The sequence below is a fragment of the Burkholderia sp. LFS061 genome (assembly GCF_047978125.1).
In the GTDB taxonomy this organism is placed as follows: Bacteria; Pseudomonadota; Gammaproteobacteria; order Burkholderiales; family Burkholderiaceae; genus Burkholderia; species Burkholderia pyrrocinia_C.
Genome location: NZ_JBFPFS010000019.1, coordinates 23,720 through 38,638, shown reverse-complemented (window position 1 = coordinate 38,638; position 14,919 = coordinate 23,720). Strand labels below are relative to the sequence as shown.

The window sequence follows — 14,919 nt, the reverse complement described above, 5'->3', positions numbered from 1 at the left end:
CCTCATGAAAACATCCGCGTCCTTAATGCGCGCTTTCCTTCTAAGTGCCACGTTAGTCGGAATCGCCCCGGTCGCAGCCGACGACAACCTTCCTCCGATACAGCACACCGATCAGGTTACCTATATGTCGGGTGGCATCGGACTCGATCAATCGGTCGCCATCAAGGGTGCCATGCGCGACTACGCACTCGTGCTCACCTTCGTCCGCCGGGCCCGAAGCGGGAACGAATATTTATCCGACGTACTTGTGACTATCACGGACATGAAAGGCAATACGGTCCTGGAAACGCCGTCGGACGGCCCGTTCATGCTGGCCAATCTGAAGAACGGACGTTATGCGATCAACGCGAGCTACAACGGCCAATCGGAGCGGTACATCGTGGACATTTCGGCATCCCGGCACGCGCGTCATACGTTCATCTGGTTCATGTAGACATGAGCCCCCGCCCCTCTGCGCACAGTCGGCTTTCGGCGCAACGGCCTCTCGAGCCGGCAGGACGCCGTCAGTCCGCCCTGTATAGCGTCCGGCTGCAGTACCGGTAAAGCGACATTCCCCACTGCGATTGCGGAATCAGCGGCCAATACGCGCTGTCGAAGCCTGCATCGTCGGCTTCACATCACGTCTCCCCGGGAATGTTCCAGTCGATTCGTTATCCTGATCCGCGTCGACCCGACAGCCCCATGTCCGATCCGGCACACACTTTGTACGCTTTCGTACCGCGTCGGCAGTCCGTTGCCAGTATCGTGAAAGCATGCCGGAATCCGTCACGACGAAATATCAGACTGTGGCACCACGAGCATGAACGGGATCGGTACGAATCGCTCGGCATCCACGGGCGAGCGACTGGACGCCACCGCACGGCACGCGGTTCAGCCGGATCATCGACATGCCGCGCATCGATCTGACGAGAACATCATGCTACGAAGCATCAAGGAATTGCACGGAAGCGCGGTCCGCGCGAAGGACGGCGACATCGGACACGTCATTCAAGCCTACTTCGACGACGACAACTGGTGCATCCGCTACCTCGTCGTCAAGACGGGCGACTGGCTGCATGAGAGGCGGGTGCTCATCTCGCCCTACTCCGTCAAGCACACCGACTCCCGATCCAGCACGCTGCATGTCGACCTGACGCGCCATCAAGTAGGAGACAGCCCGAATCTGGACACACGCAAGCCGCTATCCCGTCAACACGAGGTCGAATACCTGCGGTACTACCATTACCCGCCCTACTGGGGTGGCCCGAACCTGTGGGGCATGGGCGCATACCCTGCGTTCCATTCTGCCGCCCTGTCGCAAGATTTCGAGGCTGGAAGTCCGCTGCCCACTCGCGCAACGCCGGCCGACGCGGGGGCCGACGCGCCCGCAGACACACCGACGGATACGCATCTGCGCGGCACCGGCCGGGTCAAGGATTATCGGCTCGAAACCACGGCCGGACGCATCGGCCGCGTGTCCGACTTCATCTATGACGATGAAGCCTGGGTGATCCGCTATCTCGCAATCAGTACGCGGAACTGGTGGTTGACCAACAAGGCAGTCCTGATCGCGACGCACTGGCTCGACCGGGTGGACTGGGCCAGGGAAACGGTATCAACCGCGCTCAACCGCGACTCGATTCGCCAGAGCCCCGAATACGACGATTCGCAGCCAGTCTATCGAAGCGACGAGATTGTTCTGCATCAGTTCTACGGCAAGCACGGCTACTGGTTGAATACCGAATTGTCCACGGCCCGCGGTACGCTTTGATGCCGCGGCCTCTGACTGCGTGAAACCCTGCGACGCTCACGCTTGCCCGTCCTGAACGCTTTATCAGTTCGTACCGGAGAAGATCCATGTCTGCTTTCATGCCCGTGATCTCGGCCACGCAATTCATCGAACTGGTCAATCAGCGTCTGCCCTCGCATCACGTATTCAAAGCCGGAATGCGCGTGTTTCTCGTGAGGCCGGCATCCGCCGACGCCGATGCGACCGAGTTCGACTATTCACCGAGGACGCGCCGGGCGAGCGGCGTGGTCATCTATGTCGTCGATCATGTGAAATCCCAATTCCTGGTCGAGCCGAACCTGAGGCTGGCCGGGCCCGGATAGCGCCGTTCGATGCGGCCGCCGGTCGAAGCCGACCCAGATTCCATCTCGTCCGTTGACCCGCTGCCTCCGAGCGCTTCCATCAACTCCACCGCGTCGCCCATCCTCTCCGCCTGCCCGCTCAATACCGACAGCGGAACCGTCGGCGCCGCTTGCGTCAGTACGACCACAATCTGAAGCCAGAACAGGCAGTGCAGTTGAAGGAGTTGCTGGCCGCCAATCAGTCGCTGTTATGCGTCTACGTGCTACGCGACGAGCTCAAACGGCTCTGGTTCTACCGAAAGCCAGCCTGGGCGGACAAGGCTTGGGGGCAATGGTTCGAACAGGCTCAGCAAAGCGGGATCGCCGCCTTGCAAAAGTTCGCCGAGCGATTGCAGGGCTACTGGCACGGGATCGTGACCCGCTGCCGCCATCCGCTCAATACCAGCGTTGTTGAAGGCATCAACAACACCATCAAGGTCATCAAGCGCAGGGCTTACGGGTACCGCGACGAGGAGTACTTCTTCCTAAAGAGCCGCGTCGCCTTCCCCGGAATTTCGCGTTGAATCAATAAAAAACCCGCGAAGCCTTGCGGCTATCGCGGGTTTGCGGCAATCCATGAAACACCGTAGAAGCGAATCTGGTGGGCCCGGCGGGGTTCGAACCCGCGACCAATCGATTATGAGTCGACTGCTCTAACCGCTGAGCTACAAGCCCTGATGAGATACGACGCGTGCTACACGCAGCCCCGGCAAGGAAGCCGGGCCGGCATTGTAACAACAAAGGAGACGAACGCCACCGGCATCACGCAGATGCCGGCGGCGTTCGCGGGAGAAACGCTGGAAATCAGTTCCCTTCGAGGAACGACTTCAGCTTGTCGGAACGGCTCGGGTGACGCAGCTTGCGCAGCGCCTTGGCCTCGATCTGACGGATCCGCTCGCGCGTGACGTCGAACTGCTTGCCGACTTCCTCGAGCGTGTGGTCCGTGCTCATCTCGATGCCGAAGCGCATCCGCAGCACCTTCGCCTCGCGCGGCGTCAGCGAATCGAGCACGTCCTTCACGACGTCGCGCATGCTTGCATGCAGCGCGGCATCCGCCGGCGCGACCGTGTTGGTGTCCTCGATGAAGTCGCCGAGATGGGAATCGTCGTCGTCACCGATCGGCGTTTCCATCGAGATCGGCTCCTTCGCGATCTTCATGATCTTGCGGATCTTGTCTTCCGGCATTTCCATCTTCTCGGCGAGCGTTGCCGGATCCGGCTCGAGACCGGTTTCCTGCAGGATCTGCCGCGAGATGCGGTTCATCTTGTTGATCGTCTCGATCATGTGAACCGGAATACGGATCGTGCGCGCCTGGTCGGCGATCGAGCGCGTGATGGCCTGACGGATCCACCACGTCGCATAGGTCGAGAACTTGTAGCCGCGACGGTATTCGAACTTGTCCACCGCCTTCATCAGGCCGATGTTGCCTTCCTGGATCAGGTCGAGGAACTGCAGGCCGCGGTTCGTGTACTTCTTCGCGATCGAGATCACGAGACGCAGGTTGGCCTCGGTCATTTCGCGCTTCGCCTGGCGTGCCTTCAGTTCGCCGGCCGCCATCTGGCGGTTGGTTTCCTTCAGGTCCTTCAGCGGCAGCACGACGCGCGCCTGCAGGTCGAGCAGGCGCTGCTGCTGTTCGCGGATCGCCGGAACGTTACGCGACAGTACCGCGCTGTACGAATGGCCTTCGGCCATGATCTTCTCGGCCCAGTCGAGGTCGGTTTCGTTGCCCGGGAAGCGCGCGATGAATTCCGAACGCGGCATGCCGCACTTGTCGACGACGATGTGCAAGATCTGGCGCTCGACCTGACGCACTTCGTCCACCTGAGCACGCAGCGTGTCGCACAGGCGTTCGACGGTACGCGCGGTGAAGCGGATCGTCATCAGTTCGGTCTGGATCGTTTCCTGCGCCTTCAGGTAGGCCTTCGACTTGTAGCCTTCCTTTTCGAACGCGCGGCGCATCTTGTCGAACCACTCGCTGATCTGCGAGAACTTCTCGAGCGATGCGCGCTTGAGGGCTTCGAGCTGGGCGGCGTTGGCCGATGCCTGTGCGGCACCGTCATCCTCCTCCTCTTCCTCTTCTTCCTCTTCCTCTTCGGCTTCCTCGTCCTCGTTCTCGATGGCTTCCGCTTCCTTCGCGGAGAAGCCGTCCGTATCGGCGGAGTCCGAAGCATTCGGATCGAGCAGGCCGTCGACGAGCTCGTCGACGCGGATCTCTTCGTTCGCGACGCGCTCGGCCATCGCGAGGATGTCGGCGATCGTCGTCGGGCACGCGGAAATCGCCATCACCATGTGGCGCAGGCCGTCCTCGATCCGCTTCGCGATCTCGATTTCGCCTTCGCGCGTGAGCAGCTCGACCGTGCCCATTTCGCGCATGTACATCCGGACCGGATCGGTCGTGCGGCCGAATTCCGAATCGACGGTGGACAGCGCGACTTCCGCTTCCTCTTCGACTTCATCGTCCGACGACGCGGCCGGCGCGTTGTCGTTCAGGAGCAGCGTTTCCGCGTCCGGCGCCTGCTCGTAGACCGCCACGCCCATGTCGTTGAACGTGCCGATGATGCCTTCGAGGGCTTCGGTCTCGGTGAAGTTGTCCGGCAGGTGATCGTTGATTTCGGCGTACGTAAGGAAGCCGCGCTCCTTGCCGAGCTTGATCAGCGCGCGCAGCTTCACGCGGCGCTCTTCGAGCTCCTCGGCCGTGCCCGGCGTGCTCGTCGCGAACGCTTCCTTCAGCAGCGCCTTTTCCTTGGCGCGACGATCGCGCACCTTGGATTTGCCCGGTGCAGCCGCGGCTGCGGGCTGCTCGTCGCTCTGATTTGCGTCGTCGTCGACGGATACTTCGTTCAGCTTTTTGGTCATGGAGTTCGCCGTACCGGCTATATCGACTCGCGGCTGCTGGACGACAGCCGGTTGAACCGTGGGTGCATGAGTAGTACGTACTGCCGTTTCGTCCGCGGCGGCAGTCGTGTCCCTTGCGCTTTTCGCACTTGCCCGCTTCGCCGCCGGCTTGGCCGGCCCGGAGTCGGGTCTGGCGGCAGCCCGTGTTCTGGCTGCCGGCGCCGGCGCAGCCTGAGCAGTGCCGGCCGCGGTTTTCTTTCCCGCAGGGGCTGACGATGCTGAAGACGTTGTCCTGGTGGAAGAAGCAGACTTGGCCGCTGTGACCTTCTTGGTCGGCTCCGTCGAGCCCTTGCCTGTTGCTTTCTTTCCGCCTGTCGTCTTTGCCATCGCGATTCTCGCCTCTGCTTGGAAAACAAACCGCTGGAAACCTTATATTATAGCACGCTGGGGAACCCTCTCTAAGCGCCCCGGCCGCCTACAGCCCGAGCCGACGCTTCATGTCGGTTCGCTGCTGGTTCAATTCCGTCAATTCGGCCAATTCCTCGGGTGTGAAGGTGGATTGCCGCGCCAGCCGATCGAGCCGGTCGCAGCAGGCGTCATAGCGCATCTTGAGCACCGCCGCCTGCAACTCCTCCCCCGCGATCCGTTCCTGTTCACGCTGCCGCTCGGGCACCGTCTCGTCTTCCGGATTCTGTAACAGCAAATCGCGGACGTTTTCATCATAGTCCAGAATTTCGCGGAAGATTTCCTCGTAAGTCGCCCCGTTCGAGGACGTCCTCAGGACATCCGACAGCAGCCGGAACTCCGCGCCGTCGCCCAGCGCACGCGCATGATCGACGACTTCGGCGAACAGCTCGCCGATGCGCGGCAACGCGCGCAGGGTCGCAATCTGTTCGTCGTCGAGCTGCGATGCGATACGCGGATGCATCACCAGCGTGCGCAACGCACGCTTTTCGCTGTCCGTCACGCGGCGCCGCTCGCTGCGCGCGGGCGCCTGGCGCGGCGGCGCTGCGATCCGCGCGTCGACGTCGGACAAACCCGCGACCTCTTCGAACGGGATATCGAGGCGGTCCGCGAACATGTGCATGATCTGCGCGCGCAACGCGTTCGCGGGCAGTGCCTGCAGCAGCGGCTTCGCGTCGAACAGCGCCTTCGCGCGGCCTTCCGGCTGATCGAGCGCCTTGCCGGCAATTGCTTCGTTGAGCAGAAATTGCGACAGCGGCATCGCTCGCTCGACCTGCTCGGAAAACGCATCCGCGCCGAACTCGCGCACATAGCTGTCCGGATCATGCTCGGCCGGCAGAAAAAGGAACCGGATCGTGCGGTTGTCCGCCGCATGCGGCAGGCACGCCTCGAGCGCGCGCCGGGCCGCACGCCGCCCGGCCGAGTCGCCGTCGAAACTGAAAATGACCGTGTCGGTCTGGCGCAGCAACTTCTGCACGTGAATCGGCGTGCACGCGGTGCCGAGCGTCGCGACCGCGTTCGGAAAACCCAGTTGCGCGAGCGCGACGACGTCCATGTAGCCTTCGACGACCAGCACGTACTTGCGCTCGCGAATCGCGAGCCGCGCCTCGAACAGCCCGTACAGCTCGCTGCCCTTGTTGAACAGCGGCGTTTCGGGCGAGTTCAGGTATTTCGGCTCGCCGCTGCCTAGCACGCGGCCGCCGAAGCCGATCACCTGCCCCTTCACGTTGCGGATCGGGAACATGATCCGCTCACGGAACCGGTCGTAGCGGCGCGCGACACCCTGCGCATCGGTTTTCTCGCTGACGATCACGAGCCCCGACTCGACGAGCGACTCGTCGCGATAGTCGGGGAACGCGGTTTCGAGGTTCTGCCAACCGTCCGGCGCATAACCGAGACCGAAGCGCGCGGCGATCTCGCCGGTCAGGCCCCGGTTCTTCAGGTACTGGATCGCGACGGTCGCGCCGCGCAACTGCTTGCGGTAGTAATCGCACGCGGCAGTCATCGCATCGGACAGCGCGGTCGCGACGGATTTCGACACCGGCGCCGGATAATCGCCGCCCCCGCCTCCACCGCCGCCGCGCATCGACGGCTCGTGCGGGACGGTCAGTCCGACGGACTGCGCGAGCTCCTGCACGGCTTCCGGGAACGTGAGCCCCGCATGCTCCATCAGGAAGCCGATCGCCGTGCCGTGCGCGCCGCAGCCGAAGCAGTGATAGAACTGCTTGGTCGGGCTGACGGTAAACGACGGGCTCTTCTCGTTATGGAACGGGCACAGCCCCATGAAGTTGGCGCCGCCCTTCTTGAGCTGCACGTACCGACCCACCACGTCGACGATATCGACGCGGTTCAGCAAGTCCTGCAGGAACGAATGCGGAATCACCGTGGGATCGAGCGAAAAAAGACAATACGACGCCCGGCGGACGCAACGCCGCGCGCGCCGGGAACGGGTTTTACTTCGTGAGCGCGGCCTTGACCTGCGCGGAAACGGCCGTCATGTCGGCACGGCCGGCGAGCTTGCCCTTCAGCACGCCCATCACCTTGCCCATGTCCTGCGGGCCGGCTGCGCCGGTTTGCGCGACCGCCGCCTGGACTTCGGCCGCCACTTCGGCATCCGACAGTTGCGCGGGCATGTAGCCGCCCAGCACGGTCAACTCGGCCTGCTCCTTCGCGACGAGGTCGTCGCGGCCGGCGGCCTGGAACTGGCTGATCGAATCCTTGCGCTGCTTGATCATCTTGTCGATCACGGCCGTGATGCCCGCGTCATCGAGCGTGACCCGATCATCGACCTCGCGCTGCTTGATCGCGGCCATCAGCAGGCGAATCGTCGCCAGGCGCTCGCTTTCCTTCGCGCGCATCGCGGCCTTCATGTCTTCGCTGATCTGCTCTTTCAAACTCATCTTTCACCCGGGATGGAAACGTGAATCCGACGCCCGCGAACGGGCGTCAACACAAAAACCCGCTTGGGACAGTGTCTCAAGCGGGTTGCTCGAATCCGGCATCGGCGACTCGCCGCCTGATCGGCTGCGCGATCACCCGATCGCACGGAGTCGCCGGTGCGCCGCTCAGCGAACCGCGCGGCGCCCAATCGTTCAGTACAGCTTCTTCGGCAGCGTCTGGCTGCGGATACGCTTGTAATGACGCTTCACCGCAGCAGCCTTCTTGCGCTTGCGCTCCGCGGTCGGCTTCTCGTAAAACTCGCGCGCACGAAGTTCGGTCAACAGACCATTCTTCTCGATCGTGCGCTTGAAGCGACGCATTGCAACTTCGAACGGCTCGTTCTCTTTAACGCGAATGATCGTCATGATCCGACACGAATAAAGGTTTGCAGGGAAAGACTACCGAGTATAGCAGAGCGATTGTTCAAAGGCACGGGGCCTGGTCCCGCTAAAACGGGGCTTGCCCGGCCCGTCAGGCGCCGCGCGCATACTCCGCCGCGGCCTGCCCGGCCGCCGTGCCGGACGCCCACGCCCACTGGAAGTTGTAGCCGCCGAGCCAGCCCGTCACGTCCACGGCCTCGCCGACGAAGAACAGCCCCGGCACGCGCGCGCTCATCATCGTCGCCGACGACAGCTCCCGCGTATCGATCCCGCCCTTCGTCACCTCGGCCTTCTTGTAGCCTTCGGTGCCGTTCGGCGTCAGCGTCCAGCCGGCGAGCGCGTCGCCGATCTGGCGCAGCGTCTTGTCGGGCAGGTCCGCGAGCCGTGCGTCGGCCGCGACGCGATGCGTGTCGAGCCATGCGTGCGCGAGGCGCGACGGCACCCAGTCCGCCAGCAGCGAACCGATCTGGCGCTTCGACGAGCGCTTCGCGTCGAGCAGGTCGGCCACCGTGTCACGCTGCGGCAGCAGGTCGACGCGAATCGGGTCGCCGGGTTGCCAATAGCTCGAGATCTGCAGGATGCCGGGCCCCGACAGGCCGCGATGGGTCAGCAGCAGGTCCTCGACGAATTCGCCGCCGCGCTTCTTGTCGCCGGTCGATACGCGCACTTCGAGCGACACGCCGGAGAGCGCCGCGAACGGCTCCCAGTCGTGCTGCGCGAACGTGAGCGGCACGAGCGCGGGCCGCGTATCGATGAGCTTGTGGCCGAACTGCTTCGCGAGCCGGTAGCCGAAGTCGGTCGCGCCGATCTTCGGGATCGACAGGCCGCCCGTCGCGACAATCAGTGCGCGCGCACCGATCGGCCCGGCCTGCTGCGTATCGAGCGTGAAGCCGTTGGCCGGCGCGTGGCGCACCGCGTCGACGATGACGGGCCGGCGCCACGCGATGCCGCCCGCGTCGCATTCGTGCTTCAGCACGTCGATGATCGTGTCGCTGCCGTGGTCGCAAAAGAGCTGGCCCTTGTGCTTTTCGTGCCAGGTCACATGATGGTGCCTGAGCAGCCCGAGGAAGTCGCGCGGCGTATAGCGCGCCAGCGCCGAACGCGCGAAATGCGGATTCGCCGACAGGTAATTGTCGGGGCCTGCGTACAGGTTCGTGAAGTTGCAGCGGCCGCCGCCCGAGATGCGGATTTTTTCGGCGAGCCGCGGTGCGTGATCGATCAGCACGACGCGGCGGCCGAGCTGCCCGGCGACCGCGGCGCTCATCATCCCGGCGGCGCCCGCGCCGATCACGGCGATGTCAAAAGTTTCCATGGCGCGGATTGTACCTGCCCGGCATCGGGCCCGGGCCGCCGCCAGCGGCGGCCGGCCCTCGCCTGCTATACTTTCGGGTTACGTTTACCTTCCTTCGGCGCGCCCGATACGGCGCGCCCCGCCCGCACCCATGCTCGTTCTCGGCATCGAAAGCTCCTGTGACGAAACCGGCCTCGCGCTCTACGACACGCAGCGCGGCCTGCTCGCGCACGCGCTCCATTCGCAGATCGCGATGCACCGCGAATACGGCGGCGTCGTGCCCGAGCTCGCGTCGCGCGACCACATCCGCCGCGCGCTGCCGCTGCTCGAGGAAGTGATGGCGCAAAGCGGCACGCGCCGCGACGACATCGACGCGATTGCGTTCACGCAAGGCCCCGGCCTCGCCGGGGCGCTGCTGGTCGGTGCGAGCATCGCGAATGCGCTCGCACTTGCATGGAACAAGCCGACCGTCGGCATCCATCACCTCGAAGGCCACCTGCTGTCGCCGCTGCTCGTCGCCGAGCCGCCGCCGTTCCCGTTCGTCGCGCTGCTGGTTTCCGGCGGCCATACGCAACTGATGCGCGTGACCGACGTCGGCGTGTACGAGACGCTCGGCGAAACGCTCGACGACGCGGCCGGCGAAGCGTTCGACAAGACGGCAAAACTGATCGGCCTCGGCTACCCGGGCGGCCCGGAAGTGTCGAAGCTCGCCGAAACGGGCACGCCGGGCGCGGTCGTGCTGCCGCGCCCGATGCTGCATTCGGGCGACCTCGATTTCAGCTTCAGCGGCCTGAAGACGGCCGTGCTCACGCAGATGAAGAAGTTCGAGGCGGCGAAGCTGGCGGGCGACGCGCTCGAACGCGCGAAAGCCGACCTCGCGCGCGGTTTCGTCGATGCAGCCGTCGACGTGCTCGTCGCGAAGTCGCTCGCCGCGCTGAAGAAGACGAAGCTCAAGCGCCTCGTGGTCGCGGGTGGCGTCGGCGCGAACCGCCAGTTGCGCGAGGCGCTGTCGGCCGCCGCGGCCAAGCGCGGCTTCGACGTGCACTACCCCGATCTCGCGCTCTGCACCGACAACGGCGCGATGATCGCGCTCGCGGGCGCGCTGCGGCTCGGCCGCTGGCCCGAGCAGGCGAACGCCGACTACGCTTTCACGGTGAAGCCGCGCTGGGATCTCGCGTCGCTCGCACGCTGAACCACGACGTCCCGGACAAGAAAACGAAAAGGCCGCTCAAAAACGAGCGGCCTTTTTCATCGACGCGGCAAAACGACGCAGTGTTATGCCGCCTGCCGCTTGTCGCGCTCGATCAGCGCATACGCGCTGTGATTGTGGATCGACTCGAAGTTCTCGGCTTCGAGCACATACGCAATCACACGCTCGTCCGCATCGAGACGCTGCGCGACGTCGCGCACGAGATCCTCGACGAACTTCGGGTTCTCGTACGCGCGCTCGGTGACGAACTTCTCGTCCGGGCGCTTCAGCAGGCCCCACAGTTCGCACGACGCCTCTTCCTCGGCGATGCGGATCAGCGCCTCGACCGGCAGGTCGGCCGCGAGTTCGGCATCGATCGTCACGTGCGAGCGCTGGTTGTGCGCGCCGTACTGCGAGATCTTCTTCGAGCACGGGCACAGGCTCGTCACGGGCACGAGCACCTTCAGGAACAGGCGCGTGTCGCCGTTGCGGCTTTCGCCTGCAAGCGTCACTTCGTAGTCGAGCAGGCTCTGCACGCCGGACACCGGCGCCGTCTTGTTCACGAAGTACGGGAACGTGACCTCGATGCGGCCGGCCTCGGCTTCGAGCTTCTCGAGCATCGACGCGAGCATCGCGCGGAAACGCTCGACCGTCAGCGGCGCGCGGTTCTCTTCGAGCAGCGCGACGAAGCGCGACATATGCGTGCCCTTCTGGTCGGCCGGCAGGCGCACGTCGAGATTCCAGACACCGACGCTCGGCTGCACGTCGCCGCTTTCGGTACGCACCGTCAACGGATGCCGGACCGCCTTCACGCCCACGCGCTGAATCGGGATCTGACGGGTATCCACCGTGCTCTGCACGTCGGGCATCACGAAGGCGGGATTCATCTGGTTCATCTTGTTCAATCCTTGTAAGCCGCGCGTTCGACGACGCGCACGCCGCATCATGCGGCAGCCGGAAAAGCAACATGGGCCCGCAGGCCCATGTTTTCCGCATCAATGAAGACCGGTTGCGCCAGTCGCACCAGCGCCGCCCGCGGGCGGCGCCAGCTTATGCGACGCGCTTCGCCTGACCGGCGACATCGGCCGCCGGGTTCAGGAAGCGTTCGCGAATCGATTTCGCGATGCCCGCGCCGTCGAGGCCGCATAGCGACAGCAGCTTTGCATGGTCGCCGTGATCGACGAACTGGTCAGGGAGGCCCAATTGTAGTACGGGTCGGATAACCCCACTCTCCATCAGGGCTTCCACGCAGGCCGAGCCCGCGCCGCCCATCACGCAGCCTTCCTCGATCGTGACGAGGTAGTCGTGCGTCTCGGCGAGTTCGCGCACGAGCGCGGCGTCGACCGGCTTCACGAAGCGCATGTTCGCGACGGTTGCGTCGAGCTCCTCGGCCGCGGCGAGCGACGGTGCGACCATCGTGCCGAATGCGAGGATCGCGACACGCTTGCCTTCCGGCTGCGCCGTGTGACGACGCACTTCACCCTTGCCGAGCGGGATCTCGGTGAATTCCTTCACCGTCGGCACGCCCGCGCCCGCGCCGCGCGGATAGCGCACAGCGGTCGGGTTCGGCTGCTGCAGCGCGGTGTGCAGCATCTGGCGGCATTCGTTCTCGTCGGATGCGGCCATGATCGTCATGTTCGGGATGCAGCGCATGAACGCGAGATCGTACGCGCCCGCGTGCGTCGCGCCGTCCGCGCCGACGAGGCCCGCGCGGTCGATCGCGAACACGACCGGCAGGTTCTGCAGCGCGACGTCGTGGATCAGCTGATCGTAAGCACGCTGCAGGAACGTCGAGTAGATCGCGACGACCGGCTTCAGCCCTTCGGTCGCGAGGCCGCCCGCGAACGTCACCGCGTGCTGCTCGGCGATGCCGACGTCGTAGTAGCGATCCTTGAAACGCTTCTCGAACTCGACCATGCCCGAGCCTTCGCGCATCGCGGGCGTGATGCCGACGACGCGCGTATCGCGCTCGGCTTCATCGCACAGCCACTCGCCGAACACCTGCGTGTACGTCTTCTTCGCGGGCGTGGTCGACGGCTTGATGCCTTCGGCCGGGTTGAACTTGCCGGGGCCGTGATAGAGCACGGGATCGGCTTCGGCGAGCTTGTAGCCCTGGCCTTTCTTCGTCACCACGTGCAGGAACTGCGGGCCGCGCAGTTCGCGGATGTTCTGCAGCGTCGGGATCAGCGAATCGAGATCGTGACCGTCGATCGGGCCGATGTAGTTGAAGCCGAACTCCTCGAACAGCGTGGCCGGCACGACCATGCCCTTCGCGTGCTCCTCGAGCTTGCGTGCGAGCTCGAGCACCGGCGGCGCAACGCTCAGCACGCGCTCGACGCCCGCGCGCGCAGCCGCGTAGAAGCGGCCCGACATCAGGCGGGCGAGATGGCGATTCAGCGCGCCGACCGGCGGCGAGATCGACATGTCGTTGTCGTTCAGGATCACGAGCAGCTTCGCATCTTCCGACACGCCCGCGTTGTTCATCGCCTCGAACGCCATGCCGGCCGTCATCGCGCCGTCGCCGATCACGGCGATCGAAAAGCGGTCGTCGCCGTTCAGCTGGCTGCCGATCGCCATGCCGAGCGCGGCCGAGATCGACGTGCTCGAGTGCGCGGTGCCGAACGTGTCGTATTCGGATTCGCTGCGGCGCGGGAAGCCCGAGATGCCGTCGTACTGGCGCAGCGAATGCATCTGGTCGCGGCGGCCCGTGAGGATCTTGTGCGGGTAGGTCTGGTGGCCCACGTCCCAGACGATGCGATCGTTCGGCGTGTTGAACACGTAGTGCAACGCGATCGTCAGCTCGACCGTCCCGAGGTTGGACGACAAATGGCCGCCCGTCTTCGACACGCTGTCGAGCACGAACGCGCGCAGTTCATCCGCGAGCGGTTGCAGTTGGCGACGATCGAGGCGGCGCAGATCCGCCGGGTCGTCGATGGTTTTCAGCAAGTCGTACATCGTCGTTCCATTGTAGGAAATCAAACGCGCCCGCATTCTATTGCACGCACCGTAGCGTGTGCGCGGCGGCGGGCTTTCGCGTCAGCTGACCCGGTTCACTACCAGGTCGGCAAGTTCGGCGAGACGCTGTGCGCGTGCGCCGAACGGTTTCAGCGCGTCGTGCGCTTCGGCGCGCAGTTGCGCTGCGAGCTCGCGCGACGCCTCGAGGCCGAGGATCGAAACGTAGGTCGGCTTGTCGTTCGCCGCGTCCTTGCCAGCCGTCTTGCCAAGCGTCGCCGAATCGGTCGTGACGTCGAGAATATCGTCGACGACCTGGAAAGCCAGGCCCACGGCTCCCGCATAGACGTCGAGCGCGGCCATCGTTTCCGCCGACGGCGTCTCGCCGGCCAGTGCGCCCATCCGCACGGCCGCGCGCAGCAGTGCGCCAGTCTTCATCCGGTGCATCGTCTCGAGCTGCTCGCGCGTCAGCTTGAGGCCGACGCTCGCCAGGTCGATCGCCTGCCCGCCCGCCATGCCGAGCGAGCCGCTCGCAAGCGCAAGCTCGCGCACGAGCGCGGCCTGCTGCACCGGCGACAGCGCAGCGGCGTCGGTCAGCGCGACAAACGCCTGCGACTGCAGCGCATCGCCGACGAGCAGTGCCGTCGGCTCGTCGTACTGCACGTGCACGGTCGGCTTGCCGCGTCGCAGCGCGTCGTCGTCCATGCACGGCATGTCGTCGTGCACGAGCGAGTAGACGTGGATCATCTCCAGCGCCGCCGCCGCCGCATTGCGCGCCGCTTCCGTCGCGCCGGTCAGCTCGCCTGCTGCATGGCACAGCAGCGGGCGAACGCGCTTGCCGCCGCCGAGGACCGCATAGCGCATCGCCTCGTGGAGTTGCGCGGGCATCGCGGTTTCAGCGGGCAGATAGTGACCGAGTGCGTCCTCGACACGGTCAAGCACGGACCGCATCCATTGTTCGAATGTCATAGATCGTCGTCTTCGCCGTCCGTGGCGGCCGTTCCGGACGAAAGCGGCTTCAGCGTCGCGCCGTCGAGCACGCGAACCTGCTGCTCCACTTTCTCGAGCTGCTGTTGGCAAAATGCAACGAGGGTCGCACCGCGGCGGTACGCCGCCAGTGAATCCTCGAGGCTCAACGCGCCGCCTTCCATCCGGGCAACCAGCGTCTCGAGTTCCGCGAGCGCCATCTCATAATTGTCCGGCAACGGTTCGGTGCCATTGCCGGGCGGCGTGGCGCCTGGGGATGCGGTTTTCGCCAT

14 protein-coding genes and 1 tRNA gene are annotated in these 14,919 nt (G+C 64.8%); 5 read left to right on the top strand and 10 right to left on the bottom strand.

Annotated features, from left to right (window positions below; all coding sequences use genetic code 11):
* Positions 1–4: 4 nt before the first annotated feature.
* The 4 genes from ACNQQL_RS18385 to ACNQQL_RS18370 all read left to right on the top strand — a co-directional run bounded on the left by ACNQQL_RS18385 (position 5) and on the right by ACNQQL_RS18370 (position 2,633).
* Entirely contained in the window at positions 5–433 is a 429-nt protein-coding gene (locus ACNQQL_RS18385) for a carboxypeptidase regulatory-like domain-containing protein (protein WP_347064993.1), read from the top strand.
* A 483-nt stretch (positions 434–916) separates the two neighbouring features.
* A complete protein-coding gene (locus ACNQQL_RS18380; RefSeq protein ID WP_347064992.1) occupies positions 917–1,750 on the top strand; it encodes a PRC-barrel domain-containing protein in 834 nt (277 codons plus the stop codon).
* A gap of 86 nt (positions 1,751–1,836) precedes the next feature.
* Positions 1,837–2,091, top strand: a complete 255-nt coding sequence (locus ACNQQL_RS18375; RefSeq protein WP_347064991.1) for a hypothetical protein — start codon at positions 1,837–1,839, stop codon at positions 2,089–2,091.
* A gap of 110 nt (positions 2,092–2,201) precedes the next feature.
* Positions 2,202–2,633: a transposase gene (locus ACNQQL_RS18370; RefSeq protein WP_347065038.1), complete on the top strand. Its 432-nt coding sequence runs from the start codon at positions 2,202–2,204 to the stop codon at positions 2,631–2,633.
* Between the two features lie 75 nt (positions 2,634–2,708).
* On the opposite strand, the gene ACNQQL_RS18365 is transcribed toward ACNQQL_RS18370, so the two are convergent.
* The 6 genes from ACNQQL_RS18365 to ACNQQL_RS18340 form a co-directional block, all read right to left on the bottom strand.
* Positions 2,709–2,784, bottom strand: a tRNA-Ile gene (locus ACNQQL_RS18365).
* A gap of 129 nt (positions 2,785–2,913) precedes the next feature.
* Complete coding sequence (gene rpoD / locus ACNQQL_RS18360; protein ID WP_072439428.1) at positions 2,914–5,331, bottom strand: RNA polymerase sigma factor RpoD; 2,418 nt, start codon at positions 5,329–5,331, stop codon at positions 2,914–2,916.
* An 88-nt stretch (positions 5,332–5,419) separates the two neighbouring features.
* Entirely contained in the window at positions 5,420–7,291 is a 1,872-nt protein-coding gene (gene dnaG, locus ACNQQL_RS18355; protein WP_347064990.1) for a DNA primase, read from the bottom strand.
* Between the two features lie 70 nt (positions 7,292–7,361).
* Positions 7,362–7,808, bottom strand: a complete 447-nt coding sequence (locus ACNQQL_RS18350; protein WP_006479409.1) for a GatB/YqeY domain-containing protein — start codon at positions 7,806–7,808, stop codon at positions 7,362–7,364.
* Between the two features lie 192 nt (positions 7,809–8,000).
* Complete coding sequence (gene rpsU / locus ACNQQL_RS18345) at positions 8,001–8,213, bottom strand: 30S ribosomal protein S21 (RefSeq protein WP_006479415.1); 213 nt, start codon at positions 8,211–8,213, stop codon at positions 8,001–8,003.
* Positions 8,214–8,319: 106 nt separating this feature from the next.
* Positions 8,320–9,540 carry an NAD(P)/FAD-dependent oxidoreductase gene (locus ACNQQL_RS18340; protein ID WP_347064989.1) on the bottom strand — a complete coding sequence of 407 codons (1,221 nt, stop codon included), beginning with the start codon at positions 9,538–9,540 and terminating at the stop codon, positions 8,320–8,322.
* A gap of 130 nt (positions 9,541–9,670) precedes the next feature.
* Here ACNQQL_RS18340 and tsaD point away from each other — a divergent pair, with 130 nt between their 5' ends.
* On the top strand, positions 9,671–10,711 hold the full coding sequence (gene tsaD, locus ACNQQL_RS18335) for a tRNA (adenosine(37)-N6)-threonylcarbamoyltransferase complex transferase subunit TsaD (RefSeq protein ID WP_347064988.1): 1,041 nt from the start codon (positions 9,671–9,673) through the stop codon (positions 10,709–10,711).
* Positions 10,712–10,794: 83 nt separating this feature from the next.
* On the opposite strand, the gene folE2 is transcribed toward tsaD, so the two are convergent.
* From folE2 to ACNQQL_RS18315, 4 genes are all read right to left on the bottom strand, one after another.
* The gene (gene folE2 / locus ACNQQL_RS18330) at positions 10,795–11,604 is read right to left on the bottom strand and encodes a GTP cyclohydrolase FolE2 (RefSeq protein ID WP_072439515.1); all 810 of its coding nucleotides are present in this window, start codon (positions 11,602–11,604) and stop codon (positions 10,795–10,797) included.
* A 154-nt stretch (positions 11,605–11,758) separates the two neighbouring features.
* Positions 11,759–13,663: a 1-deoxy-D-xylulose-5-phosphate synthase gene (gene dxs / locus ACNQQL_RS18325; RefSeq protein ID WP_347064987.1), complete on the bottom strand. Its 1,905-nt coding sequence runs from the start codon at positions 13,661–13,663 to the stop codon at positions 11,759–11,761.
* Positions 13,664–13,744: 81 nt separating this feature from the next.
* Entirely contained in the window at positions 13,745–14,629 is an 885-nt protein-coding gene (locus tag ACNQQL_RS18320) for a polyprenyl synthetase family protein (RefSeq protein ID WP_034185197.1), read from the bottom strand.
* Positions 14,626–14,919, bottom strand: coding sequence for an exodeoxyribonuclease VII small subunit (locus ACNQQL_RS18315; RefSeq protein WP_006479428.1), 294 nt, complete (start codon positions 14,917–14,919; stop codon positions 14,626–14,628). The genes ACNQQL_RS18320 and ACNQQL_RS18315 overlap by 4 nt, the downstream gene beginning before the upstream one ends.